Below are 25,735 nucleotides of genomic sequence, written 5' to 3' on the forward strand. Positions count from 1 at the left end.
GCCCCTGCCGCCACCCCGCCTCTTTTCCGCCTGGAATCCTTATCATGCAAGCCTTACGCCTTCGGTGGCAGGCCTGGCCGCGCCATGTCGTTGTTCTGATAACGGCATTGGCCATTTATGTGCCGCTTAGCCTGATCATCATCCAAAGCCTGCTATCCGCCCCTTTCTTCGCGGCTGACAAGTCTCTGGGGCTGGATGCCTTCCGTTTTATTTTCGACGACCCGGACTTTTACAAAGCCCTGGGTAGCGGTTTCATCATGGCCTTTGGCCTGGCCGGTATCTCGATTCCTTTAGGTGGCATTCTTGCTTTCCTGATGGTGCGTACCGATTTGCCCGGTCGTACCTGGATTGAACCGCTGATTCTGGTCCCCATTTTTGTCTCTCCCATGGTGCTGGGCTTTGGCTACATTGTTGCCGCCGGGCCTGTCGGATTTTTCTCCACCTGGACACTGGACCTGATCGGTTTTGTGCCCTGGAACATTTACTCCTTCACCAGCATTGTCATCATTGCCGGTCTGACCCACGTTCCACACGCCTACCTGTACATTTCCTCCGCCCTGCGCAGCATGGGATCAGACGTGGAAGAAGCCGCCCGTAGTGCCGGTGCCAGCCCTTGGCAAGTAATGCGCTCGGTCAGCCTGCCCATGGTTCGCCCGGCCATTCTCTATGCCTGCGTGCTGCTGTTTTTCCTGGGCCTGGAAGTGTTTGGTCTGGTTCTGGTGCTGGGTGATCCCGAGGGCCACCTGGTCCTGGCCACCTACTTGTACAAGCTGACCAACAAGCTGGGCATCCCGTCCTATCACCTGATGGCCGCGGTTGCCGTAATTCTGATCGCCATGACCATTCCTCTGGTGATGCTGCAACGCCGTCTGATGCGTACCGCCAACCGCTTTGTAACCGTCAAGGGCAAGGCTTCCCAAGCTCGATCGCTGCCACTGGGCCGCTGGCGCTGGGCTGCCGCCACACTGGTTGCACTGTGGCTGTTCTTTACCGTGATCGTGCCGGTTGTCGGCGTGGTGCTGCGTGCCTTTGTGTCCAACTGGGGCATTGGGGTGTCGCTGATGGACGTGCTTTCTCTGGATGCATTCAGACAAGTCTTTGGGCAAGCCAACCTGCTGCGCGCCATTCTGAACTCGATCGCAATTGGTGTGTTTGGGGGTGCCTTGGCAGTGATCTGCTACACCTTTATCGGTTTGGCCATGCACCGCAAGCCAGACGGTATCACCCGCTTCCTGGACTACAGCGTACTGGTGCCACGTGCGGTGCCCGGTCTGCTGGCCGGTCTGGCCTTCTTGTGGATGTTCCTGTTCGTGCCCATGTGGCTGGACCAGTCCCTGGAAAACGGCTGGCTGTCGGTATTGCCCATGGCGGAATGGCTGCGAGGCTCGGTCGTCGGTCCCATGCGTGCCCTGCGTAGCACCATCTTCAGTGTATGGCTGGCCTATAGCGTGGTTTGGATGGCGTATGGCTTGCGCCTGATCTCCTCCACCCTGCTGCAAGTGGGTCCTGAGCTGGAAGAGGCGGCCCGCAGTACGGGTGCCCGCCCCGGTCAGGTCACACGCCAGATCACCCTGCCTTTGGCGAAATTCGGCCTGATTGGCTCCTGGTTACTGATGTTCCTGATTTTCGAGCGGGAATACTCCACCGGCGTGTACTTGCTGACGCCTGGTACGGAAACCATTGGCTCCATGCTGGTTTCCCTGTGGGCCACCGGTGCCATCGACATTGTGGCTGCCCTGTCTTTTATTAATATCGTTCTGGTGGTCATTGGCCTGACCATCGCATTGCGCTTCGGAGTGAAACTACGATGACCGAGCTGACTGTAGACAATATCCACCTGGCCTACGACCGCAACCCCGTTTTGAAAGGGGTCTCCATGAGCCTGAACAAAGGCGAAGTGGTTTCCCTGCTGGGTGCCTCGGGCAGCGGCAAAACCACCTTGCTGCGCGCCGTTGCCGGGCTGGAACAACCATCCCAGGGCCGCATCGCCATCAATAATGACGTGCTGTACGACTCGCAGGCCCGTATCGACCTGCCCGCCGAAGCCCGCAATCTGGGCCTGGTGTTCCAGTCCTACGCCTTGTGGCCACACATGACGGTGCAGGAGAACGTCGCTTATCCCTTGACGCTGCGCAAGACACCCAAAGCGGAAAGCCGCCAGAAAGTGGACGCCATTCTGGATCAGCTGGGCTTGAAAGGTCTGGGCGAACGCTACCCCAGCCAGCTGTCTGGCGGGCAACAACAACGTGTCGCCATTGCGCGTGCTCTGGTCTATAACCCGCCTGTGATCTTGCTGGACGAGCCGCTGTCCAACCTGGATGCCAAGCTGCGCGAAGAAGCCCGCGTCTTCCTGCGCGAGCTGATTGTGCAGATGGGTTTGTCGGCTTTGATGGTGACCCATGACCAGGCGGAAGCCATGGCAATTTCGGATCGGATCTTGCTGCTGAATGGTGGCGAAATCGAGCAGCAAGGTAGCCCGCAAGAGGTCTACAGCAATCCCAAGACACTGTACACCGCCGAGTTCATGGGCTCGAACAACCGTCTGCAAGGCAAGGTGACGGAACAACGTGACCAGCAAATTCGCCTAAGTGGGCCCGGCTGGGAATTGTGGGGCCATGCCGCCGCTCCCCTGAACGCTGGCCAGCAAGCCACCGCCGTGATTCGTGTCGAACAAGTGCAGTTGAATGCACAACCCGGCCCCGATACGCTGCAACTACAACTGTCCACCAGCATGTACCTGGGCGACAAGTGGGAGCACGTTTTCCGCATGGCCGACCCGTCTGCCGGCACCTTGCGTGCTTTCGGGCCCGAGCCCCTGCCCAGTGGTGTGCATCACCTGCAATTGCCACCCTCCAAACTGTGGATTTACCCCTCCTGATCCCCAGCCCAAACCGGGAGTTGCCCCCAGCGGCTCCCGGTTTACCCTGATTGCAAACTTTTGTAAGCACAGCTACTGTAGTCGCGTCACTACAGGCGGTATGAAAGAGACCTGTTCAGTCAGGCGCCGACGGAGCAACCACCCCGGAATCTCTCAGGCAAAAGGATCGTACCAGCCCGACACTCTGGAGAGCGGCGTTTGACGCCCACCGAAGGAGCCCAGCCAGACACACAGGTTGGATAAACTCTCAGGTCACAGGACAGATGGGGTATTGCCACTACTCGGTGGTAATTCACCTGTCAGGAGCCTGTTATGTCGCATATTGCCGTCATTGGCGCCGGTATTTCCGGAATCACCACCGCCTACGCCCTTAGCCTGAAAGGCTATCAAGTTACCGTTATCGACCGCCTGCGCTACCCCGCGATGGAAACCTCCTTCGCCAACGGCGGACAGCTGTCTGCGTGCAACGCCGAAGTCTGGAACAGCCGCAGCACCATTCTCAAGGGCTTGAAGTGGATGATGCGCAAAGACGCCCCACTGCTGTTCAACCCCAAACCAAGCTGGCATAAATACAGCTGGATGGCGCAATTTGTGGGCGCAATTTCCGGTTACGAGCGCAACACCGTGGACACCGTCAAGCTGGCCATCAGCGCCCGCGAGAATCTGTACCAGTGGGCCAAGGACGAAAACATTGATTTCGACCTGGAACAGCGCGGCATTCTGCACATCTACCACACCCCCGGCGGCTTTGAATCTGGCAAAAAAGTCAGCCAGCTGCTGCACAAAGGCGGCTTGGAACGCCGCACGGTTACCAACGAAGAAATCCACCAGATCGAACCTGCTCTGCAAGGCACCTACTACGGCGGTTTCTTTACGCCTTCGGACGCCACAGGCGATATTCATAAATACACACGCGGCTTGGCCGATGCCTGCGCCAAGCGCGGCGTGAAATTTCTGCAAGATACAGAAGTCCTGGGTATTGATTGCGGCCCACCACACCGCATCCAGCTGCGTACCGGTGAAGGCGCTGAAGCCCACACCCATACACTGTCTGTGGACTCCTTGGTAGTTTGCGCTGGCGTAGGTAGCCGTCACTTGGCCCATATGCTGGGCGACTACATCAACATCTACCCGGTCAAAGGCTATTCGATCTCCGTGTACCTGGATACGCCGGAAGCCCAACATGCCGCCCCTTGGGTCAGCTTGCTGGACGAAGAAGCCAAGATTGTGACCAGCCGCCTGGGCAAGGACCGCCTGCGTGTGGCCGGTACGGCGGAATACAACGGCGCCAACAAGGACATTCGCGCCGACCGTATCGCCCCGCTGACCAACTGGACCCGTCGCAACTTCCACGACGCGGCGACCGACCGTGTTGTACCGTGGGCAGGTTTGCGCCCCATGATGCCGGACATGATGCCGCGCGTAAAAGCAGGCAGCCGCCCTGGCGTGTACTACAACACCGGCCACGGTCACCTGGGCTGGACGCTGTCGGCCGCCACCGCACAAATCATTACCGAAGTGATTGCCCAGAACGAGCGTCAGTCCGCACCTGCTCAATTTGCCACCAGTCCGGCAGCAACTGCTGCACCCGCCGCTGCCCATAGCGCTCGTCCAGCAGATACACAAAGCCTTGATCCTGTTCATCGCGAATCACACGACCCGCGGCCTGTGTAATCTTGCGTAGTCCCGGATACAGATAGGTATAGTCATAGGCCCGCCGCTCCCCAAAGAGCCGGGCCATGACTTGTTTGACGGACTCATTAGCCGGATTGAACTGCGGCAAACCCAGGGTGGCAATAAAAGCACCGATCAAGCGTTTACCGGGTAAATCCACCCCTTCTGAAAACGCCCCACCCAGCACCGCTAAACCCACTCCCTTCCCATCCAGCGTGAAGCGGTCCAGAAACTGCGTTCTTTGCAGATCGCTCATGCCCGGTTGCTGATGCCAAAGCGGCATATCCGGCCAGCGCTCCTGCAAGGCCTGACTGACCTGGTGCAGATAATCAAAGCTGCTCAAAAACAAGAGATAGTTGCCCGGCTGCTCCTGATACGCCTGCCCGACAATATCGCAAACGCCGCTCAGGCTCTGGGCCCGGTCGGCATAGCGCGTGGACAGACCGGCATATTGACGTACCCGCAACTGCTCAGCCCGATAAGGAGATGCCACGTTCAACTCTGCTGTGCTGGGCGGCAGACCCAAGACATCACGATAAAACTGCGAAGGGTTCATGGTGCCGGAGAACAGCACCACACCGTGCGCATCGCCATAGCGTTCGGCCAGAAACGGAGCAGGCACGATATTGCGCAAGTTCAGGAGCACGCCATCGCGCTGCGCCAAAATATCGAATAAGGAATGCGAGCCGAACTGGCCGGCCAGGTCCACAAAGTACAGCAGCTCGAAATAGAACTGCAGCAAGGGGCTGTCTTGCGGCATGGGATTCTCGGCCACATAAGCCCCTAAACGGGCCGCCAGATAGTCGCACTGCTCCAGCAGATCCTCCGGGATCTTTTCCAGCCCCCATTGGTCGCCGCCTTCCTCGGGTATCAAGTCCTCCATCAAGCGAGTCAAGGGGGCGAAATGACGCTTCAAGGCCGAAGGCGAGGCTTTACGCGCCATGCGCAACTGCACTTGCGAGAAAGACGCGGAATACATGGAACGGGCTCGTTCAACCAGATTGTGAGCCTCGTCCACCAGAACAGCGCTGCGCCATTGCTGGGCCAGGGTCTGGCTATACAGCACCGCATGCGTGTCGAAAAAGTAGTTGTAGTCGCCCACAATAGCGTCTGCCCAACGCAGCATTTCCTGGCTCAAATAATAGGGGCAGACCTGATGCTCGCTAGCCACTTGCTGCAAGCGCTGGCTAGTCAGCATGGGTTGTTCCAGAGCTTGCTGACGAGCAGCCGGAAGGCGATCATAAAAGCCTTCTGCCAAGGGACAGGACTGACCATGGCAGGCTTTATCCGGGTTGGGGCACTGCTTGTCACGGGCCACCATTTCCAGCACCCGCCACGCACCCTCGCCTTCCGGGCTTAAGCGCTGCAAGGCGTCCAGCGCCATTTGCCGACCGGAGTTCTTGGCCGTCAGATAAAACAGCTTGTCCAAACCCGCCTCTGGCATGGCCTTCAGGCCTGGAAATACGACGGCCAAGGTTTTGCCAATACCGGTGGGCGCTTGGGCTAAGAGGCACTGTGCGTCACGTTGGGCCCGGAACGCGGCCACGGCTAGCTGTCGCTGACCGGCACGAAATTGTTCATAGGGAAACTGCAACGCTGTACAAGCTTGATCGCGCGCCAGCCTGTGTTTTTGCTCCTGCCGCCCCCACTCTACATAAGCGCGGCATTGCTCCTCGAAAAAGGCCCACAGCGCTGCGCGCTCCAGATACTCGGAGATGCTGGTCTCTTTATGCTTGTCCACGTGGTAATACACCACGCTAACCGTCATCCCCGGCAAATCACGCTCCTGGCACAAGATGGCGGCATAGACCTTGGCTTGTGCCTGATGCAGACGTCTATGGTGCTCGGGGATAGCATCAAAGGCCCCACGATAGGTTTTCAGTTCCTCCAGGCAGTTGCTGACAGGATCAAACCCATCGGCTCGACCACGCACCAGCAGTCCTTCCATCTCGTACGACAGGGGCACTTCGGCTTCATAGTGCTCGGGGCGACGCAGCTTTAGCTGCTGGTGGCCAAGGATACCTTCCTGTGCTGTGGCCGCAGGCGTAAAGCGCAGGTCCAGATCCCCGCTACGTGCAGTAAATTCGCATAAGGCTCGTACACCTATCGTCCAGGCTTTCATGGCGATTCAGGCCGGGTCACATAGCAGACACGCGCAGGGATGGCATGTTGCTCGAAATAACTTAACCAACGCCGCTGGTTGTCTTGCAAGCGGTCTCCGGGGCCTTTTACCTCAATCAATTCATAGCTTTGCTGGGCGGGCATGAAGCGCACCAAATCCGGCAAACCGGAACGGTTGTCCCGCCAATCCTGCAAGATACGCTTGAACACCAGCTGCAAATGCTGGGCGGGGATGCAATGCAAGGCCTGTTCGATCAAGGATTCGTTCAGGGCAGGCCAGATCAGCAAGGGGCACTGCACGCCGCGCTTTTCCTGCCAGCGTTGCCAGATCACGGTTTTATAGTCTGCGCCATCCAGCACACTTAAAGATTGATCAAACAAGTTTTGCCTGCGCGACACAAAGTCCGGGTTACCCCAATCGGCCGGACAGGCTTGATAAGGGTGAAAAAATGCACCGGGCAAGGGAGCGAAAATGGCATCCCAGCTCAACAATCCCAATAAGGCCGGAAACAAGGCGTTTTCTACGTAAAAAACCGGAGCCAAGGGACTATCCCAATGGGCCAGCACCTGGGACTCGACCCGATTGCCGTCATCAAACAAAACCAGATCACTACGCTGCGTACGGCTTGTGGGCTTAGTGGATGGCGAGCTGGGCGGAGCTTCTACCGCCAGTTTGCGACGCAGCCGGGGCAGCATACGCAGCAGCTTCTGGGTTTCACTCTCATTTTCGGGCTGCTCCCACGCCTGACAAAACAAGGGCCAGGCCCCTTGATGCTTGTCCTGACGCTCCAGCACCCGCAATTGACGGTAACGGGCGCCCGGCCAGTTAGTCTGCCCATAGGCCTGCTCGGCCAAAGGCCACCAATGTTGGCGCTCGGCTTGCTGGCCTAGCTGAAACAGGGTTTTTGCCTTGCGTCGTTGAAGCCAATCACTGTCGGTCTCAACAGCCTGAACAGCGGCAAAGCGTTGGGCCCACAGATCTGGATCGGCCTCATCTTGCGCATCACGCAGCTCGGACAGGGTTTCATACAGGCGCACGTCCTCATTATGTCGAAACGCCCGACTAGACTGATCCAGAATCACAGTTTCGTATCTATACAAGCCAAGATCGCTGAGCACGAACTCGGACCAGTCCTGGTAATGATTGCCAAAAAACAGCAGCTGCAAACGCTGCGCCCAATGCATGACTTGTGGTGAGAGACGAAGCGTCGGAGCTTGCAGGCCGGGATCTGCACACCACTGCGTAAAAGGCCGGGCCTGTTCACCCTGCGTCTGGCCAATCCATTTCAGATAGTCTGACTTGCGCCCGGTGGCTGGCAGCTCACTGAACAAGCGGCGCAGCTCGGGAACGGTATGGACAGCAAACAACGTTTCCAGATCAAGCTCAGGATCGGTTTCTATCAGCTCGCAGGCCGCCAGCTCTTGCACGGCCTCTTCCAGATTTTCGATCTCGGCATAACGCAGCTTGTCGATACGGAACACCGGGCCTTTACGCATCAGCAAGCGTACCAGCAAGGCTTGCGCAGGCTGGGAAGCATGTCCAAAACGATGGCCACATTGGACGTGTTCAGGCTCCAGCAGGTCGGAACTGGCGTGCTGTACCCACTGCAAAACCTGGTGGAAATTGTGCAGATAATAAAAAGGAGGAAGCTCGGGCGGAATCATAAGCAGGCTGTGTATATATCCAGCTACTTTAGCACTCCTTCAAGCCGGGCGCGACTCCAACAAGCGCATCCAGTCCCGTAACAAGGTATTCAGGTTCTGGCGCTGCGTGGCATCCAGCCCTTCCAACAAATTTTCTTCATTGGCCAAATGATCCACCACGACCGCATCCACACAGGCCAGACCCGCAGGGCTCAAACGCACCAGAATACGGCGCGCGTCTTCCGGGTCAGCAATGCGTTCGATCAAGCCCTGCTTTTCCAGGCCCTGCAAGCGATGCGTCATGGTGCCGGAGCTAACCATCAAGGTGGAAAACAAGGCGGTAGGCGCCAAGGTATACGGCGGGCCGGAACGGCGCAGACTGGCCAGTACATCAAACTCGCCCAGCTGCAGGCCGTGACGCCTGAAGTTCTCGCTCATTTGTTTTTGGACCAGTTGAAAGCAGCGTGTCATGCGGCCCAGCAAGGCCATGGCGTCCAGGTTCTGCAAGTCTGGCCGCTGCTCGCGCCATTGATTAATGATCAGGTCTACCGCGTCGTGTTCTTCGCTCATGATTTCTCGATTTCGATATTTATCTTGATATTAAGATAAATCATCCCTACACTGGCATTTATCTCGACATCAAGATACTTTCATCATGAACCGACTTTCTCTTTGGCTGGTGACGGCCTTGACCGCACTAGGCCCCGCCATCTGGGGTTCCACTTACATTGTGACCACAGAAATTCTGCCCCCCGACCGCCCTTTTATCGCGGCCTTTTTGCGCTGCTTTCCCGCTGGCGTGATGCTGCTCTTGTGGAGCCGACGCATGCCCGCCCCAGGCGACTGGGGCAAGACCCTGATTCTGGCAGCCTTGAACATCGGGGCATTTCAAGCCTTGCTATTCGTTGCGGCCTACCGCCTGCCGGGTGGATTGGCTGCCGTTGTGGGTGCGGCTCAACCCTTGGTGGTGATTGGCCTGGCCTGGGCTTTGGAAGGCAAACGTCCGGTGACCATGGCACTGGTCGCCTGCGTGATCGGTATTATCGGCATGGGTATTTTGCTGCTATCGCCAGAGAGCCAATGGGATACCTGGGGCATGGTCGCGGCCATTGTCGGGGCCCTATGCATGGCCTTGGGCACGTACCTGTCGCATCGCTGGCGCAGTGGCATGCCCATTCTGGCCTTCACGGCCTGGCAGTTGATGCTGGGTGGACTGATGCTGGCCCCTCTGGCCTTGTGGCTGGACCCACCGCTGGACAGTTCCTTGAGCGGCGTGCAAATCGGTGGCTATCTCTACCTGTGTCTGGTCGGTGCACTCCTGGCCTATACCCTGTGGTTCCGCGGGATTGCCGTTTTACCCTCTGTGGCCGTGTCTTCGCTGGGTCTGCTTAGCCCTTTGACCGCTGTAATTCTGGGGTGGCTGATTTTGGGTCAGGCCATGACAGGCTCCAGCCTGCTGGGCATTATTCTGGTGATGGGCAGTGTGCTGGCGGTGCAGTGGATCAGCAATCGTCCCGCCAAATAAGCATCTCGCGCCCATAAAAATAGCGCCCCTATTAACTATCTGGATGGGCGCGTAAGAGAGTTCACTATCTTGCTCCTCCGCTAGAAGCAGCAAGATAGTGACTAATAGCGTTCTTGCAGAACTTGAGCTAAATCGGTTGCAAAGCGTTGAGCGTCTTTGGCATTCAGATTCGCAAAACTGACACGCAAGCCTTGAGCGGGGTTGCTCACCCCAAAGACTTGGCCGGATCGAACCAGCCAGCCACGTGCGGCTAAGCCTGCCAGTACCGGCTCGGCTTCCCGATCCAGCGGAATCCACAGATTGAAGCCTTCCTCGCTATCCCAAAAAGGAATGCCCTGCTTTTTCAGGGCTTGCATCAGATCGATGCGAGCCTGTACGTAAGCGGCTTGTGCAACACGAGTCTGCGCCTTGATGTCGGCATCGGTCAGCCCATGAACCACCATTTGCTGCAACAGGTGGCTGACCCACTGAGCCCCCGAAGCCAGACGTTGCGACAAGCGCTCGCTGGTTTGCAGGTCTGACGCGACCAGAGCCACGCGCAAATCCGGGCCCAGGCCCTTGGACACGGAACGGATCAAGGCCCAGCGCAAATGATCGGCAGGAATCACATTTCGATAAGGGCTGCTGGCCAGCATCCAGAAGTGGTCATCAATCATCAGCAACAATTCGGGATACTGCTTCAGAATTTGCTCGATCTGCTTGGCACGGGCACGGCTTAGCGAACATCCCGTAGGGTTGTGCGCACGCGGGGTCAGAATCAAGGCGCGCAGACCATCTTCCAAAGCCGCCTCCAGCGAGGCCGGCACAATCCCTTCGCTATCAACAGCAATACCCACTGGCTTGTAGCCCAGCGTATGCACGGAGTTGATGCTGTTCAGGTAGCCGGGATCTTCAATCCCGACCTTATCGCCCGCCAGCAAAAAGGCTTGCAGCAAGCGCTCGATCGCGTCGACTGCGCCGTAACTGACGTGGTAATCGGTATCGGGGGGGGTGTCTTTATGGAACACCTGCTGACATACGGCGCGCAATTCGGGCACCAACGGGTCGGCGCCGTACAAAGCCTGGGTTTGACCGCGCACCCCAGCTATCAATTGGGTAGGTGCAGGCAAATAGCCCGGCGCCGGATTGCCACTGGCCAGATCCTGCAAGGCCGAGCTGGCCCCATGCCCTTCCCGCGCCAGCTCCCGGATCGCTTCACGAATCCGTGTACCGCGACGGCCTTGTGCATCGGCCACCCCGGCGGAGACCAGGCGCTTGTATGCCAGGGCAACCGTATTGCGGTTCAAGCCCAGTGTTTGAGCCAGTTCGCGTACCGGCGGCAAAATCTGGCCCGGAGCGATTCGCCCCAGTGCCACTTGCTGTCGGATATCATCGAAAAGTTCCTTCGCATTGCTTCCCTGGATATTCATTTTGACCTATGACATAATAGTTTATGCGCGACCCGCAGGGTCGAGTTTATCTTTTTTTTCTTCCTTACTGGTGCGCCATGTCCGAATCCGCCCCTGATCTACTTCACACCGAGCATTATCCCACCTCCACCAGTGTAGAGGCATTTCGGGAACGCATTGCCCTGGTACAACAAAGAATTGATGCCGCCTGCGTGCGCTACGGGCGTGCCGCTGGCGATGTACGTTTGCTCACCGTCAGCAAAACCTTCGGAATTGACCGCATCCGCCTGGCTTATCAGGCCGGTTGTCGCCTGCTGGGCGAGAACAAGGTGCAAGAGGCCGAAGGCAAGTACGAAGCCCTGCGCGAAGAACTACCGGATTTGGAATGGGCTGTTATTGGACACCTGCAAAGCAATAAAGCCAAGTCCGTTGCACGCTTTGCTTCTGAATTTCATGCACTGGACAAGCTCAAGACCGCAGAAGCCCTGGACCGCCGCTTGCAAATTGAAGGCCGCAGTCTGGACGTTTTCGTGCAGGTAAACACCTCCAACGAGGACAGCAAGTTCGGTTTACCCCCGGAAGAAGTCCATGCTTTTGTGCGCGAATTACCACAGTTTTCTGCTTTGAAAGTCAAAGGCCTGATGACCTTGGCCTTGATGGACGCTGACCCGGAACGGGTACGGCCTTGTTTTGCCCTGCTGCGCAATTTGCGCGATCAATTGCGCAATGACATTGCCCACGCGGAAAACATCCGTGAGCTGTCCATGGGTATGTCGGGTGACTATGAAGTCGCTATTTCCGAAGGCTCCACGATTGTGCGCGTTGGACAAGCCATTTTTGGTGCACGCGCCACGCCCAATAACTTTTACTGGCCCGTCTCCGATACGGCAACAACATCATGAATCCACTACGCCTGATCATCCGCCAAAACGGTAAAGAAATCGGACACTTTGAGTCCAGCCCCTGCTGCCCGCCCGAGCAGCTGATTACCGTGGCTCGCCACCTGATGACGCTGCCTGACAGCGAGCTGGAACTGCAACAAGCCAAAGGCGAACACCGCATCCTGGATAGCGGACCGCATGGCTTGCGCGTGCTCAGCGCACAGGTTCTGTACGAGACCGTTGATTTGCAAGCCTGGTTACAGCAAGGCAGCAAAGTTACTGCCTGAATCTGATCGGTACCCGGCCACAAGCCTACTACCCTGATTCGGCAAAGCGGCGTACCCAAGACGCCGCAACCATAAAAAAACATACCCGGCGAACAGCCGGGTATGTTTTTTGTGTTTCAGACAACAGGAGTGAACGGAGACTTAGCGGTTCACCTGTTTGGCTGGCAAGGCGAATGCCAACAAGCAGCTCACCATCAAGCTACCGGCAAACAGCCACAAAGCGGCGCTGCCCGAGCCTGTCAGGTCGGTCACCCAACCAATCAGGGAGTTGCTGACCAGACCGGCGATATTAGCCAAGGAACATGCCAGAGCAAAACCGGTCGCTGCGGCAGTGCCTTTCAGGAACGTCGCTGGCAAGCTGAAGAACACAGGCACAGCACCCATAATCACAGCCGAAGCCACGGTAAAGGCCAGAACGGTCAACCAGGCATGATGAGCCACAAAGGTACTGGCAACCAGCGCAACCGCACCGATAGTCAGCGGCACGATCAAGTGCCAACGGCGTTCACGGCAACGGTCCGAGCTGGCACCAATCATCAGCATGCCCACCACACCGGCCAGCGATGGAATCGCCGTCATCAAGCCAATCTGGAAAGGATCCTGCACACCTGCCGCACGGATAAAGGACGGCATCCAGAAGCTGATGGAGTAGGTACCCAATAGAATGGAGAAGTCGATCCCGCCCAGCATCCACACTTTCAGGTTGAAGAAACCATCTTTAAAGCTGTGCTTGACGCCCTTGCCTTCGGCATCGTCGGCAGCCAGGTCAGCAGCCAGACGAGATTTTTCATCATTACTCAGCCATTTCGCAGACTGATAGTTGTTTGGCAAGGCCCAGAAAGTCAGGAAACCGAGCAGCACGCTAGGAATCGCCTCCAAAAGGAACAGCCACTGCCAACCACGCCAACCGTTCATGTGATCAAAGTGACCAATAATCCAGCCGGACAAAGGACCACCAATCACGCTGGACAAAGGCAGGCCAATCATGAACAAGGCAATGATCTTGCCGCGTCGGTACGTAGGAAACCAAAGGGTCAGGTAATACAACACACCTGGCAGGAAACCGGCTTCTGCCGCACCCAGCACAAAACGCAGAATGTAGAACTGCGTCGGCGAGGTGACAAACATGGTCAAGCCAGAGAGCAGACCCCAGGTGATCATGATGCGGGCAATCCACAGCTTGGCACCCACACGTTCCAGAATCAGGTTGCTAGGTACCTCAAACAGGATGTAGCCCAGAAAGAACAGGCCAGCACCCAGACCGTAGGCCGTTTCACTCCACTGCAAATGATCGAGCATCTGCAGCTTGGCAAAACCCACGTTGATGCGGTCCAGATAAGCAGCCAAATAACAAAAGCACAGAAAGGGGATCAGACGCCAGACGATCTTCTTATAGAGATCTCCGTTTCCGTCCCGACCTGCAGGCACAGCCGTGGGACTTTGGATGGATGAATGCACCTTGTATATCTCCAGATAATTATTGGTATGCCTGGTGAACCAGAAAACTGCCTAAGAACAGCGCCTGACAGAACACAGCAGGGCCCTGAACGCGTCCGCATTCCCCCCATTGGGCTGCAGACCGTTTACAGATGAAGAATGATGTATCAACGGTGACTCCCTGCTGGACATGCCTGCTCTATCTATAGAGACAGGTCAGACACAGCGGGACCCGATCAGATTGATGCGCTGAGCCCGGATCGCTCCCGGACTCAGCACCGTGCACTGCTTAGCTGGACTTCAGGTCCTGACCGTACAGGTCGTAGCCGTAAACCCAGGCCGGATCTTCTTGCGTGCGCAAGAAGGTATTGGCGTTGGAGACAGACTGAACTCGAGTCGCACGCTCTTTGCGGTTGAGCTCGTACAGATCGAAAGCCGTACGGAAATCCGACAAGCCGGTCTCTTGCAAGCAGCGCGTCAACATGGCGGCATCTTCAATCGCCATGCAAGCACCTTGAGCCATGTGAGGCTTCATGGGGTGACATGCATCGCCCAACATGACCAAACGACCACGGCTCCACAAAGGCAACGGATTACGGTTACGCAATGGCCACTTGGTAATGCTTTCAGTCGATTTGATCAGATTCTGAACCGTGGAATGATAGCCTTCAAATGCGGCCAGCATCTCTTCTTGCGAGCTGTCTACGTAAGCACCCTGAAAATCCCAGGCAGGATGTGGCACGCCAGTCACAAAATAGTATTCATCACGTTTGCCAGTGGTGTAGTACACCATCATGTGACGGTCGTCTGTCCACCATTTCACACAGTCCTCGAACTCGTCGGCAAAGCGGGCCAGGTTTTCGCCACGGATCAGGGCACGGTGTGCCACCCAGCCGCTGTAAATCGGGTCTTCTACACCCAGCAGGGTTTCACGGATCTTGGAGTGGATGCCATCGGCACCAATCACAATGTCAGCCGTTACGCTGGTGCCATCAGCAAATTCCAGCAAAACGTCGTCACCACGGTCCACCAGATTTTGCAAACGCTTGCCAAAGTGCACGGTGCCCGGCTTGATGCTGTCAATTTGCAAAGCGTGCATATCGCCACGGTGCACGGTGATGTACGACGCACCGTATTCTTTCTTGGCAAATTCACCCAAAGGGATACGGGACAGGTAGTCACCCGTTTCGCCATCACGACTGAACCAGAAATCCGGGTGCGAACCCATATCGTCCAGCGCTTTTTCCAGACCCATGCGGCGGAAGATCTTCATCACGTTGGGGCCCACGTGGATACCGGCACCCAAACGCGAGAATTCTGGCGCCTGCTCAAATACTTCTACCTCAAAGCCAGCTTGCTGCAACAGAGTCGCCGCAGCGGCTCCGCCAAGACCGGCCCCTACAATCGCAATCTTGACTGTTTTTTCCATCGTTAGCTCCAAATCACGGCACTCATCAAAAGTGCTCACCACATGTTTTTTAGTAGTGTACACACTAAGTTTAAGCATGAAAACAGGTGATTGAGCTAGGGTTTACACCTATCCAAAGGGGATTTAAACAGCCTATAAAGCAGCTTTAAACAAGGTATTAAAATAACAATATCAACAAGTTAATTAAAAAATCAAAAACAAAAACGAGCCTTGAATATCTAGACTTCAAATTTATTTAATTTTCCGATTTAACAGTGTGTAGACTCATTTATTGCGGTGCACACCCTGAAATAACAGATGCTTTAAACGCGAAATAACTGATCTGGATCAGACGTGAACCGGTCCTCGGGAAGGTATACTTGCTCAGTTGTTCTTTAACTGGCCTGCCCATTCCACAACAAGACAGAAAGACTATGCAGCCTACCTCCCCCGTTTCTGAGCCTCAAACCTTGTCCTACGATGTCACCGAACAAATCGGCCACCTGCTGCGCAAGGCGGGCCAGCGGCATACGGCCATCTTTCAGCATTACGTGGGCGACAGCCAACTAACTGCGATTCAGTTCGTGACGCTCTGCGCTCTGCGCGACCATGGACCCAGCTCGCAAACCGAGCTGGTCGAAGCGACGGCGGTCGACCAGGCCACCATACGGGGCATTATTCAGCGCCTGAAATCACGCAACCTGATTGAACTGGCACCGGACAAGGACGACAGACGCAAGGTCATTGTGGAGCTGACCCAGGAAGGGCTGAACCTGCTCGATCGTGTCATCCCTCGCGCCCATACCATCAGCGAACTGACCATGGGCAATCTGAACCCCGCAGAACGCGTGGCCATCGTCTATCTGCTGCGCAAAATGATAGACAGTACCCTGGATATGAGCGACAAAGAATAAGGTCGAACATCACTTGAAGAGACTATGTTTTATTCGGCCTTTAAGATATATTTAAAATACATCTTATAACTGATCTGCCATGACTCCTTTGACTGCCTCCCCCGCCTCTACCCGCCCCGAATGGCGCGCATTCCTGGAACTGGGATTTCGTCCTCTCTATCTTTTAGCCACACTGTGGGGTGCAGCCAGCATTGCGCTTTGGCTCTATACACCCGGCTGGCTGTCCAATACGGCCATTCCATCCCTGTACTGGCATGCCCATGAAATGCTCTGGGCGTTTATCGGCACGATTGCCGTGGGATTTTTGCTGACAGCCAGTGCCACCTGGACAGGACAGCCCACCTTGCGCGGCCCGTCTTTGGGCGCCTTGTGTCTGATCTGGATTCTGGCTCGTTTCAGCCTGCTGCTTCCCAACGGCTTGATCGCGGCCTTGGTGTTGGATGCCTTGTTTTTCGCCATTGCCGCCGCTGAGCTGGCCCGCGTGATTCTGATCGCTCGCAACAAGCGCAATTACGGTATCCCTCTGGCCATGCTGGCTTTGGGTCTTAGCCATGCCCTGTTCATGTACAGCCTGATGCAAGGGCAAGACCCCATGCCCTACTTCTACAGCGGCTTCTGGACCATGGGCTTGATCACCTTGCTGATTGCTCGTCGCATCATTCCCTTTTTTGCCATGCGCGCCTTGCCGGGCTTGAGCTTGCCTGCGCAAACTCGTAGCGGTCATTGGCAAATGGGTTTGAGCGCTATCGCGATTGCCTTGTCACTGAGCCCCTGGCGTTTGCCTTTGGCCATTGTTCTGGCTGCATTGGGCTTGATCGCCTGCTTCCAGTGGGTACGCTGGAAACCCTGGGCCAGCCGCAACACGCCACTGTTGTGGATTCTGTACCTGGGCTATGCCGGTTTGGCTATAGGCTTGTTAAGTGCTGCCGCCTACGAAGCAGGCTGGATTCTGCGCGCTGCCTGGCCGGTACATATTGTGGGCTTGGCAGGTTTTAGCGTCATGATTATCGGCATGCTGACCCGTACCGCTCTGGGCCATTTGGGTCGCCCCCTGCGTGCCACGCCCAAAGTAGTGCTGGGCTACGGACTCCTGATTGCCGCCTGTGTCTTGCGCTTGCTGGCCCTGGTTCCCAGCAGCTGGAGCCTGCCTTTGTTGCATGCCGCTGGCCTGTGCTGGATTCTGGCCATGCTCAATTACCTGCATCAGTTTGCGCCCATGTTGATTCGCCCCAGACTGAACTGATCGCAGCGTCGGCGCCACACTTTAAAAACAAAATCCCTGGCGCCGCTTATCTTTATTTTCTGCCTGACAGTGCCTGCTTATACTAAGCAGGCACGTTGTTTGCACCCTCTGCAGGCAACGCGGGACGGATCGTTCTGATCCTTGTTTATTCCGCGCTCGTATCTCCATGCCTCTTGCCTGTCTGACTGGCTCCTTTCTGAAACGCACTCTGCTTGGCGGACTGTGTGCTCTACTCTTGCCGCTTTCTGCCCAGGCCACCGATGCCTGTCATGGCAGTCGAGACCTGGTCGTCGTTGGCCATATGGACGACGACCTGCTGTTCATGAACCCGGACCTGTCCAGCAATATCCAGGCCGGTGCCTGCATGCAGGTTCTGTATCTGACCGCCAGTGAACGCAAAGGCGGGCTGGAGTATATGTACAGTCGCGAACAAGGTGTGCACGCCGCCTATGCGTATATGGCCGGGCTGGTCAATGAATGGCAGCAGACGCGCGTGATGGTCGGCAGTGCGTCAATCACACAGTTCAGCTTGCAAGCCAGACCGGGCATTCAACTGAGCCATTTGCGCCTGCAAGATCCCTGGCTGGGCCCGGGCTGGGGAAGCCTGACGCCCTTGAGCCGCGCAGAATCTGTACCTGGTCAAACCGTACAAACTCTGGATAGCCCGCAACAGACACTGAACCGCGAGCAGTTGGTCCAAACACTGGCCGCCTTGATACGGCTGTATCAGCCCACCAGTGTTCGCTATCTGGATGACACCAATCCCGTGCCTTACACTCAGCTGTGCTGGCGTTGTACCGGACACGGACACCCGGACCATATCGCCAGCGCCCGCCTGGTTCGCGAAGCCATGCTGGCCGCCCCCGGCAATTACGCGCAAATTGGCTATGTGGACTACCCCATTCAAGAACAGGCCCGCAACCTGACCTTGAATGAAATTCACAGCAAAACCGAGATTTTCCGGCGCTACGCCTGGCATGATCAACATGCCTGCAAAGGCCCCGCCGTGTGCCAAGAACCCGCTGGCCCCGCCGCTGCATGGGTACAGCGCAGTTACTACACCAGCCGCGCGGACTACCCCGCCAGCCTCTTGAGTGACAGCGAAGGCAGGCTCAGCTTTTTCGCATCGGGTGAACAAAACGACGCCATCAATAAATGGGATGTGCAAGAACAACGCTGGATGACCTTGGGCGGACGCACAGCCGATACCTTGAGTGCTTTCCAATACGCAGATGGCAGCCCCGGCCTGTTTGCCCGTGATGCCACCGGGCAAGTCTGGTTCAGCCGCTCCGCTGACGAGGATGACTGGCTGGCCTGGCAACGAATACCCGGCCCTCGCATGTTGCACACCCCCATGGTCAGCCGCCGTGACAGTCAGGCTATCGCCATGGGAACCGATGGCCGTTTTTATTGGAGCGCCGCGCGCCAGCCTGACTACGGCTGGAGTGCCTGGAAAGCCCTGCCTGCATTGAAACAGGCCGCCTACCCCGCCACTCTGAGCCTGGATCAGCAAGGGCACGCCCATGTATTCGCCAGCAATCTGCAGGGCCAGCTTTTTCAGACCTATCAACAAAGCGACTCGCAATGGCGGCCCTGGCAAGCAATTCCTGCTCCCCCCATCAGCGGAGGGCTGGCCTCCATCCTGAATGCGCAAGGCCATATTGAGCTTTACATGCGCGACCGCCAAAGCCAGCATTTGCTGCGCCTGACACAAAGCGGCAAGCAAGGCTGGACAGCCCCCCAAAACCTGGGCTTGAACTATGTGGGAACACCCGCACTGAGCCTGGACGAGAAAGAACAGGTCATTGTCGCGGTTCAAAAAAACCCCGGCGGTGCGGTTGTGATGCTTGATCAAGGGCAGGAGCAGGAAGTAGCCAGGCAATCTGCCTCTCAACCCGCTTTGTACAGACTGAACGGCATCTTGTACCTGGCCAGCCGCCCGGTCGGTCCCGAGCAGCGCTATCGACTGCTGGAGCGCCGACACGGCAAATGGGTGCAAGTTGCCCTGACCCAGCCCCCACCACCGGGAGGAGGACAGTCTTTTAGCGACGCCCCCGCCTTCATCACCCAGCCCTATGTGCAGCCTTGAAGCCCAATCACGCTTTTAAAACGTAACAAAGTACGCTAGAACGGCCCTTGCTTCCAAGGCGAGGCGGGGCCAACAAGCGAATCCAGTTATTGATTCACGCCCCAGCGATAAAACCGGAATACACGCCTCTACCGTAGTATCTTGTTGCAATAGCGTGCGCTGGCTCTCCCAGCTCCAGTACAATCGCCCGCTAACGGCCGCCGGCTCATCGGTGCCTTACTTTTACTCTTCAGAGATCATGAAGCCAACTACCCTATTTGCAGCCCTGTTGGGCGTCGTCATCGGCGCCGGTGGCGCTATTTATTACGCCAAAAACGTACCCGTACCGGCAAGCGGCCCGGTCAGCGCCCCCAGCACCATCGGTGCTTCCCAAACTCTGGTATTGGGCCAATCTGTCTCTGGCGAATTGACCAGCAAAAGCTTTTTGAACCTGAGTGATGGCGTACGCAGCAGCTTGTTTGATGTGAAGGCTGAAGCTGGCCAGATCATCAAGATCAGCGTTAGCGGCCCTTTGCGTCCGCAAATCAGCGTGCTGCGCAACGGCGAGCTGGTAACACGTACTCAGCGCTGCGAGGACAGCCCCGAGAGCGAGACCAAAGGCCAGGCCACCACACTGGGCTTCAAGGCTGATTTCAACGACACCTACCAGGTGGTTGTCAGCGGTTTCAACACCAGCTCCTACGGCCCTTTCCAGGTCGTCGTCGACACTCTGAAAGCCTACACGGGTGACCCGCTGACCCAAGACCAGACCATTCATGACTGGGCATTGGGCGGCCAGAAGCGCTACCGCCTGAATATCGACAAAGACGGCTTATACAGCATTGCCATGAAGGCCGAGCAGAACAGCCTGGACGCCTATCTGAAGCTGATGGACCGTCGCGGCATGGAACTGGCCTCGGATGATGACAGCGGTGGCGGCACTGATGCACGTCTGCAGGTTTACCTGAAAGCGGGCGAATACATTGTGCAGGCCAGCTCGGCCATGGGTTCGCAAAACTTCCAGGGCGGCTTCTCGCTGCAGATCAAACCCGAAGAGATGACCGGCGAGATCGAGCTGAAAAACGGCGACAGCCTGACTCTGGACGGCGATGGCAAAACCGGCCTGTTCACGGGTGAAACCCAAACCTACAGCTTCACCTTGTCCGAACCCAAACTGGTCACCGTGCAAATGGATGCCCAGGGCTTCCAGGCCACGATGGAAGTGGATTCCACCAGTGCCAACCAATACGGTGATGAAGCCGGCCAGCAACGCGTCCGCGGCGTACTGGCTGCAGGCGAACACCAGGTGAAGATTTCTGGCTCCAACCAGGCCGGCTTGTTTGCCCTGTCCGCCTCGGCCGATGAAGTCCCTGCCAATGCCGGCGGCGGCACCATCCGTGTGGGTGAGCCTCGCCAGGCCCTGATGCTGCAAGGCATCACCAGCGACAGCTACCAGTTGACCGTACGTCAGCCTGGCAGCTACGTCATTGACATGACCTCGCCTATCTTCGATACCTACCTGGTGCTGCGTAAAGACGGTCAAACCGTTGCTGAAGACGATGATAGCGGCGGCGACATGAACGCACGTCTGGAAGTCCAGCTGGAAGCGGGCGAATACGAAGTCAAAGCCATGTCCTTGGGTAGTTACGACCAGGATATGGAATATGAGCTGTCGGTAAAACGTCGTTAAGACCATTCAGACAAGCTGATATCAAGGCTGAAAGCTCCCGGGCTTTCAGCCTTTTTTCTTGCCTGGCGGCCATCCTGGCCTTGATCTGAGGCAAGAGTCTTCACGCTACAGGGTATACACCTAAGCACGCTCACCCTGCCCGCAAAGCCGCACTGATATTGGCTTTAAGAAGTGCTCCCCCTCCTTTTTTGCCTGACGTTTGATCTGCTTACGATTTGCTTTGGGGATTACCTTGATAATATAAATGCAAATCATTATCATTAATTTCATTATTGATGCGCTACCTTTTATCAGGAGCAATGCATGCAGACACTCGCCCAACAGTCCCAACACGCTCTTACCCAACGCGACGAACTGGCCTCTTGGCGCAATTTGATCACACAGGGCAACCAGGCCTTTCAATCCCACAATTACACCGATGCCATCACGCACTATCAGCAAGCTCGTGCGTATGTGAAACCGCTGCTGTTTGGCTCTTGCGAAGGGGCCGACGCCACCATTGCCGCCTGGGTCATTGCCCATTTGAATCTGGCCGATGCCTGCGAGCAACTGGGTCAAAGTGACGAACAGGGTCTGCACCTGTGCACAGCTCATGAAACCTTGTGCTGCGCCGCTGCCAATACCCGTCTGGCGGATGACTGGCGCATGGCTGCCTGGCAACACAGCCGCCGCACTTATGCCGAACTGGCCCGCTATGCGCGACGCTACCCCCATCATGTCCCTACCTGCTCTGCCCTGTTCTTAGGGGCGGTCAGCCCGCAGGAACGCTCTTTTTCTCATTAGTTTCATTCTGTCCCCCAGGCGCCACCGGCCTGGGGTTTATCGAGGAGTGCGTCTTGTCTTACACCTTACCTGCCCTGCCTTATGCCTACCATGCTCTGGAGCCGCATATCGACACCCAGACCATGGAGATTCACTACAGCAAACATCATCAGACCTATATCAATAATCTGAATGCGGCACTGGAAGCGGCCAACTTGCCCTACCCGCCTATTGATGAGCTGGTAGCCGGGCTGGACACCTTGCCTGAATCCCTGCGCAATGTCGTGCGCAACAATGGTGGCGGTCATGCCAACCACAGCTTGTTTTGGACCGTCATGACGCCCGATGCCGATAGCACCCTTCCCAACGATCTGGCTTATGCCATAGACCGGGATCTGGGCGGTTTCGAGACATTCAAGGATGCCTTTACCAAAGCGGCGATCTCACGTTTTGGTAGTGGCTGGGCTTGGCTCAGTGTCACCCCGGAAAAGAAGCTGGTAGTAGAGAGCACCGGCAATCAGGACAGCCCGCTGATGCACGGCAACACGCCCATACTGGGCCTGGACGTGTGGGAACACGCCTACTACCTGAAGTATCAGAATCGTCGGCCTGAATACATTGCGGCCTTTTTCAATGTGATTAATTGGCCCGAAGTGCTGAGAAGATACCTGGAAGCCGTTAAATAAAGCGGTTTTACGCCCCGTCAAACCCTGTCGCCTTACTCGGAGACAGGTAGCAACAAGCACTTTAGCTTGTCGCCTTTCCAAGCAACCCTCCAGTTTCGGAGGGTTTTGGCTTTAGGGGCACATCCCTACACAGTCCAGTATCCACGCCTGGGTTTGGCCCAATTGCGCTGTGCATCACCAAACGCTATGTTGATTGTTAGCGCCCTTACCACACACATTCCCAGGCCCCCACATGTTGAGTCTCTGCGATCGTATCCAATCCCTACGTTCCCTGTTTCACTTCGATGCGGTGCAGCTTCTGGGCTGTGCACCACAAAGCCGTACGCATCTGGAATTGCATTGTGAAGGCTATAACCTGAACTGTGCCTCTGCCTTGGGGACGGGCTTTCCGCAAATCTATCCACCCGGATTTACGGCGCAAGCCTCTCCCCACGATTTGCTGCCCCCCTCCATTTCCGAGTGCTCGGACACCATGGACCCTCCTTTTCGCAGCACTGCTATCTATACCGATGCTCTGCTGCGTGGTGGATTTCAGGATGGCATGACGGTAGAACTGCAGCGAGGGGATTCCTATCTGGGGATGATTCACTTTTCTTCCCAACAGGCCGGCAGCTTCAATCGTCACGTCCGCACGCTGGCGCTGGGCGCAAAAATCCTGCTGGAAGAGGCCATGCAAAACATGGTCGCGCAAAACGGCATCGTCTTGCATTTGGTGCCACAGGCAGGCAGCCTGATCATGCGTGAAGACATGCTCTCCAATGCCTCCCAATTCAGCCCCGCACTGGCTAAAGCCTTGTCCTTCATGGGCCAGGAGACCTCAACCTTGCAAGCGTTCTGGTTGGAAGGCAAACGAAGCTATCGACTGCAAGCACAGCGTTTTCCCAAGGGGGATGTTCTGGTTCGACTGGTCCCCGCTCCCTTGCCCGCCGCGCTCAGTGCCAAGGAAATGCAAGTACTGGGCTGGCTGGTAACGGGCTATACCGACCGGGAAATTGCGGCCAGTCTGTTTTTAAGCGAACGCACTGTGCATTCGCATGTCACGTCCTTGCTGCGCAAGCTGGGCATTACCAGACGCACAGAAGCCGCTGTTAAAGCGGCTCTGAATCACTGGTATGTGCCGGATGCGCATGGTGCTATCCTGGCTGCCGTGCCCGGACTCTGCCATTAAACGACAAGGTCCGGGGTAGCGTTCAAACCATGAACATCACAGCGTATTAGCGTAGACCGCTCAACAAGCCTGCGGCTTCGTCCACGCAAGCACGTTCCGCATCCAGTAGCGTATCGCCGCCCATCCCGCCCAGAAAGTCCGCGTAAGGATCAGCCAGCGTACGTACACCGGTCAGCTCCTCGATGACAGCCTGACCGCAGAATGGCAAGTAATGCGGGCTGTACCCCCCTTCCTGCACAAAAGCGATACGACCTTCACACACTTCCTCGGCGCAGTCGATAATTTGACGTGCCATCTGACGGAAACCGGAAGCCGTCACCATCATGCGTGCCAGCGGGTCCATCATGCTGGCATCAAAGCCCGAGCCCACGATAATCAGCTGCGGTTTATAGGCGCGCAGCGCAGGCAGTACCACTTTTTCCATGGCATAGAGGTAGGCGGCATTCCCACCGCCAGGAGGCAATGGGATATTCAGGTTGTAGCCCAAGCCTTCGCCCTCGCCGCGCTCAGTCGTGAAACCGCTATTGGCCGGGAAGCATAGATGCTGGTGAAGGGAAATGGTCAGAACCGAAGGGTCATTCCACCAGATATCCTGCGTACCATTACCGTGATGCACGTCCCAATCCAGAATCGCGACACGATCCAGGCCCAGTTCTTCGCGAGCGTACGCCGCGGCCACCGAGGTGTTATTAAAAATGCAAAAACCCATCGCACCAGCACGGGGTGCGTGGTGGCCGGGTGGGTTTACCAGTGCGTAGCCATTACTGACTTCACGACTGACCACTTTCTTGACCATCTCAATGGCGCCACCGGCAGAAAGCATGGCAATTTCAAGGCCGCCATTACCCATGGTGGTGATGCCGTCGCCGGTGTCGCCGCCGGTTGGCAAGGCACTGACACGCTTCATGTTTTCCAGATGCTCTGCCGTATGCACACGCAAAATATCCTTGTCGCGTGCAGGCTTGGCCTGGATGCTAGTCAGATGATCAATTTGCCCGGAGGCGCAAACCAGCTCGTGAAAGCGGCGCTTCGTATCGGGATGGGCCAAGTGGTGGCTGATCGGTTGTAAACGGGCCCCCAGATTGGCCGAGGCAAGACTGCCCGTCCCCGTATCTACCCAGCCGTAAAGAGTGTTCCAAATATATCCTGTTGCCATGTCGTCTCCTTTCTTTTGGTTTGTCTGGCAGAACCATAGTAGGGATCTGAACGGCGGAAAGAATCCGTAGGATTGCCGAATTTATGGGCTGACGGCCCCCCCAAGATCTAAACCAGCTCGGCAATATTGATTATTTCTGCTCCGCAAGCCTCAACCAACTCGGCATCGTAGCTGGCGAACAACACAACACGGTCTTGCGACCAGATCTGGAACTGCTCCGCCAAAGCGGCACGAGCCTGCGTATCCAGGCCATTGCTGGGGCCATCGGCAATGATCACTGCCGGGTCACCCAAGGCCGCCGCCGTCAGAAATACCTTGCGGCGCGTGCCTGTCGACATCTGCTCAAAGCGCTTGTCCAAGTGTGGCTCCAGCCCTAATCGGCAGGCCAGATCCAGCGCATTGTCATCCACATGGGTGTTCTTTTCTGCGGCGATTTGTTCCAGCAGTTCGCGGCCTGTCTGGGACGGAAACAGCATGCAGTTGTCGGGTACATAAGCCATACGAGCGCGAGCTTGTCGGGGCGTTTGCATCAGCGAGTGCCCGTCTATCCACACTTCCCCCGCATCCGGTTCGAGCAAGCCTGCAATGATGTTCAGCAAGGTAGATTTGCCGGTACTGTCTTCTTCACAGAGCGCCACGCAGCCAGGCTGAAATGTATGAGTCAGCCCCTTGAAAACGAGGTAGTCGCCATAGTTTTTACTGAGATTGTCTATGCGTAGCATGCTGGAAATCACTGCTAAAGAAGCGCCTGGACAGATACAAGATGCTTTGCCGAGGCGGGATAAAAAAATAAGTTCGGGGCTGC

The 25,735-nt window shown here is 56.6% G+C and carries 20 protein-coding genes, 1 pseudogene and 1 riboswitch; of the genes and pseudogenes, 13 read left to right on the forward strand and 8 right to left on the reverse strand.

Going from position 1 to position 25,735, the window contains the following annotated elements; translation table 11 throughout:
• Window positions 1-44: 44 nt before the first annotated feature.
• The 3 genes from KOE80_RS07890 (at window position 45) to KOE80_RS07900 (ending at window position 4,552) form a co-directional block, all read left to right on the forward strand.
• Entirely contained in the window at window positions 45-1,811 is a 1,767-nt protein-coding gene (locus tag KOE80_RS07890; RefSeq protein ID WP_035267900.1) for an ABC transporter permease, read from the forward strand.
• Window positions 1,808-2,878 (forward strand): ABC transporter ATP-binding protein, encoded by a 1,071-nt coding sequence (locus KOE80_RS07895; RefSeq protein ID WP_083053668.1) that lies wholly within the window; start codon window positions 1,808-1,810, stop codon window positions 2,876-2,878. Before KOE80_RS07890 ends, KOE80_RS07895 begins: the two co-directional genes overlap by 4 nt.
• Window positions 2,879-2,969: 91 nt before the next feature.
• Window positions 2,970-3,057: riboswitch (glycine riboswitch) on the forward strand.
• Window positions 3,058-3,190: 133 nt separating this feature from the next.
• Window positions 3,191-4,552 carry a D-amino acid dehydrogenase gene (locus tag KOE80_RS07900; protein WP_031232121.1) on the forward strand — a complete coding sequence of 454 codons (1,362 nt, stop codon included), beginning with the start codon at window positions 3,191-3,193 and terminating at the stop codon, window positions 4,550-4,552.
• Here KOE80_RS07900 and KOE80_RS20440 read toward each other — a convergent pair.
• From KOE80_RS20440 to KOE80_RS07915, 3 genes and pseudogenes are all read right to left on the reverse strand, one after another.
• Window positions 4,497-6,674: pseudogene (locus tag KOE80_RS20440) on the reverse strand (helicase C-terminal domain-containing protein); the annotation flags it as partial. The gene KOE80_RS07900 and the pseudogene KOE80_RS20440 sit on opposite strands and share 56 nt — an antisense overlap.
• Window positions 6,671-8,338 (reverse strand): VRR-NUC domain-containing protein, encoded by a 1,668-nt coding sequence (locus KOE80_RS07910; protein WP_226348842.1) that lies wholly within the window; start codon window positions 8,336-8,338, stop codon window positions 6,671-6,673. The gene KOE80_RS07910 and the pseudogene KOE80_RS20440, both read right to left, overlap by 4 nt.
• A gap of 39 nt (window positions 8,339-8,377) precedes the next feature.
• Entirely contained in the window at window positions 8,378-8,887 is a 510-nt protein-coding gene (locus KOE80_RS07915; RefSeq protein WP_026482726.1) for a MarR family winged helix-turn-helix transcriptional regulator, read from the reverse strand.
• Window positions 8,888-8,972: 85 nt separating this feature from the next.
• Between KOE80_RS07915 and KOE80_RS07920 the strand changes: the two genes are divergently transcribed.
• Entirely contained in the window at window positions 8,973-9,842 is an 870-nt protein-coding gene (locus KOE80_RS07920; protein ID WP_083053673.1) for a DMT family transporter, read from the forward strand.
• A 101-nt stretch (window positions 9,843-9,943) separates the two neighbouring features.
• On the opposite strand, the gene KOE80_RS07925 is transcribed toward KOE80_RS07920, so the two are convergent.
• On the reverse strand, window positions 9,944-11,251 hold the full coding sequence (locus KOE80_RS07925) for an aminotransferase class I/II-fold pyridoxal phosphate-dependent enzyme (protein ID WP_035267913.1): 1,308 nt from the start codon (window positions 11,249-11,251) through the stop codon (window positions 9,944-9,946).
• Between the two features lie 77 nt (window positions 11,252-11,328).
• Here KOE80_RS07925 and KOE80_RS07930 point away from each other — a divergent pair, with 77 nt between their 5' ends.
• Window positions 11,329-12,132, forward strand: coding sequence for a YggS family pyridoxal phosphate-dependent enzyme (locus KOE80_RS07930; RefSeq protein WP_009454526.1), 804 nt, complete (start codon window positions 11,329-11,331; stop codon window positions 12,130-12,132).
• Entirely contained in the window at window positions 12,129-12,398 is a 270-nt protein-coding gene (locus tag KOE80_RS07935; protein WP_035267915.1) for a hypothetical protein, read from the forward strand. Before KOE80_RS07930 ends, KOE80_RS07935 begins: the two co-directional genes overlap by 4 nt.
• A gap of 141 nt (window positions 12,399-12,539) precedes the next feature.
• Here KOE80_RS07935 and KOE80_RS07940 read toward each other — a convergent pair whose 3' ends face one another.
• Both KOE80_RS07940 and KOE80_RS07945 read right to left on the reverse strand, forming a co-directional pair.
• Entirely contained in the window at window positions 12,540-13,856 is a 1,317-nt protein-coding gene (locus tag KOE80_RS07940; RefSeq protein WP_060185882.1) for an MFS transporter, read from the reverse strand.
• 268 nt (window positions 13,857-14,124) lie between these two features.
• On the reverse strand, window positions 14,125-15,264 hold the full coding sequence (locus KOE80_RS07945; RefSeq protein WP_009454531.1) for an FAD-dependent monooxygenase: 1,140 nt from the start codon (window positions 15,262-15,264) through the stop codon (window positions 14,125-14,127).
• 413 nt (window positions 15,265-15,677) lie between these two features.
• Between KOE80_RS07945 and KOE80_RS07950 the strand changes: the two genes are divergently transcribed.
• The 7 genes from KOE80_RS07950 (at window position 15,678) to KOE80_RS07980 (ending at window position 23,774) form a co-directional block, all read left to right on the forward strand.
• Window positions 15,678-16,157 carry a MarR family winged helix-turn-helix transcriptional regulator gene (locus KOE80_RS07950; protein ID WP_035267922.1) on the forward strand — a complete coding sequence of 160 codons (480 nt, stop codon included), beginning with the start codon at window positions 15,678-15,680 and terminating at the stop codon, window positions 16,155-16,157.
• Between the two features lie 79 nt (window positions 16,158-16,236).
• Complete coding sequence (locus tag KOE80_RS07955) at window positions 16,237-17,400, forward strand: NnrS family protein (RefSeq protein WP_045931478.1); 1,164 nt, start codon at window positions 16,237-16,239, stop codon at window positions 17,398-17,400.
• 166 nt (window positions 17,401-17,566) lie between these two features.
• Window positions 17,567-19,489 carry a PIG-L family deacetylase gene (locus KOE80_RS07960; RefSeq protein WP_226348843.1) on the forward strand — a complete coding sequence of 641 codons (1,923 nt, stop codon included), beginning with the start codon at window positions 17,567-17,569 and terminating at the stop codon, window positions 19,487-19,489.
• A gap of 238 nt (window positions 19,490-19,727) precedes the next feature.
• Window positions 19,728-21,158: a hypothetical protein gene (locus KOE80_RS07965; RefSeq protein ID WP_226348844.1), complete on the forward strand. Its 1,431-nt coding sequence runs from the start codon at window positions 19,728-19,730 to the stop codon at window positions 21,156-21,158.
• A 303-nt stretch (window positions 21,159-21,461) separates the two neighbouring features.
• Complete coding sequence (locus KOE80_RS07970) at window positions 21,462-21,941, forward strand: hypothetical protein (protein WP_021446677.1); 480 nt, start codon at window positions 21,462-21,464, stop codon at window positions 21,939-21,941.
• 53 nt (window positions 21,942-21,994) lie between these two features.
• Complete coding sequence (locus tag KOE80_RS07975; protein ID WP_009454542.1) at window positions 21,995-22,606, forward strand: superoxide dismutase; 612 nt, start codon at window positions 21,995-21,997, stop codon at window positions 22,604-22,606.
• 232 nt (window positions 22,607-22,838) lie between these two features.
• A complete protein-coding gene (locus tag KOE80_RS07980; RefSeq protein WP_009454544.1) occupies window positions 22,839-23,774 on the forward strand; it encodes a helix-turn-helix domain-containing protein in 936 nt (311 codons plus the stop codon).
• A gap of 46 nt (window positions 23,775-23,820) precedes the next feature.
• On the opposite strand, the gene KOE80_RS07985 is transcribed toward KOE80_RS07980, so the two are convergent.
• On the reverse strand, window positions 23,821-24,930 hold the full coding sequence (locus KOE80_RS07985; protein ID WP_009454546.1) for a class II histone deacetylase: 1,110 nt from the start codon (window positions 24,928-24,930) through the stop codon (window positions 23,821-23,823).
• A 107-nt stretch (window positions 24,931-25,037) separates the two neighbouring features.
• A complete protein-coding gene (locus tag KOE80_RS07990; protein WP_226348845.1) occupies window positions 25,038-25,652 on the reverse strand; it encodes an ATP-binding cassette domain-containing protein in 615 nt (204 codons plus the stop codon).
• Between the last annotated feature and the right edge of the window lie 83 nt (window positions 25,653-25,735).

The sequence above is a fragment of the Alcaligenes sp. 13f genome, from assembly GCF_020496585.1.
GTDB lineage: Bacteria > Pseudomonadota > Gammaproteobacteria > Burkholderiales > Burkholderiaceae_B > Alcaligenes > Alcaligenes phenolicus.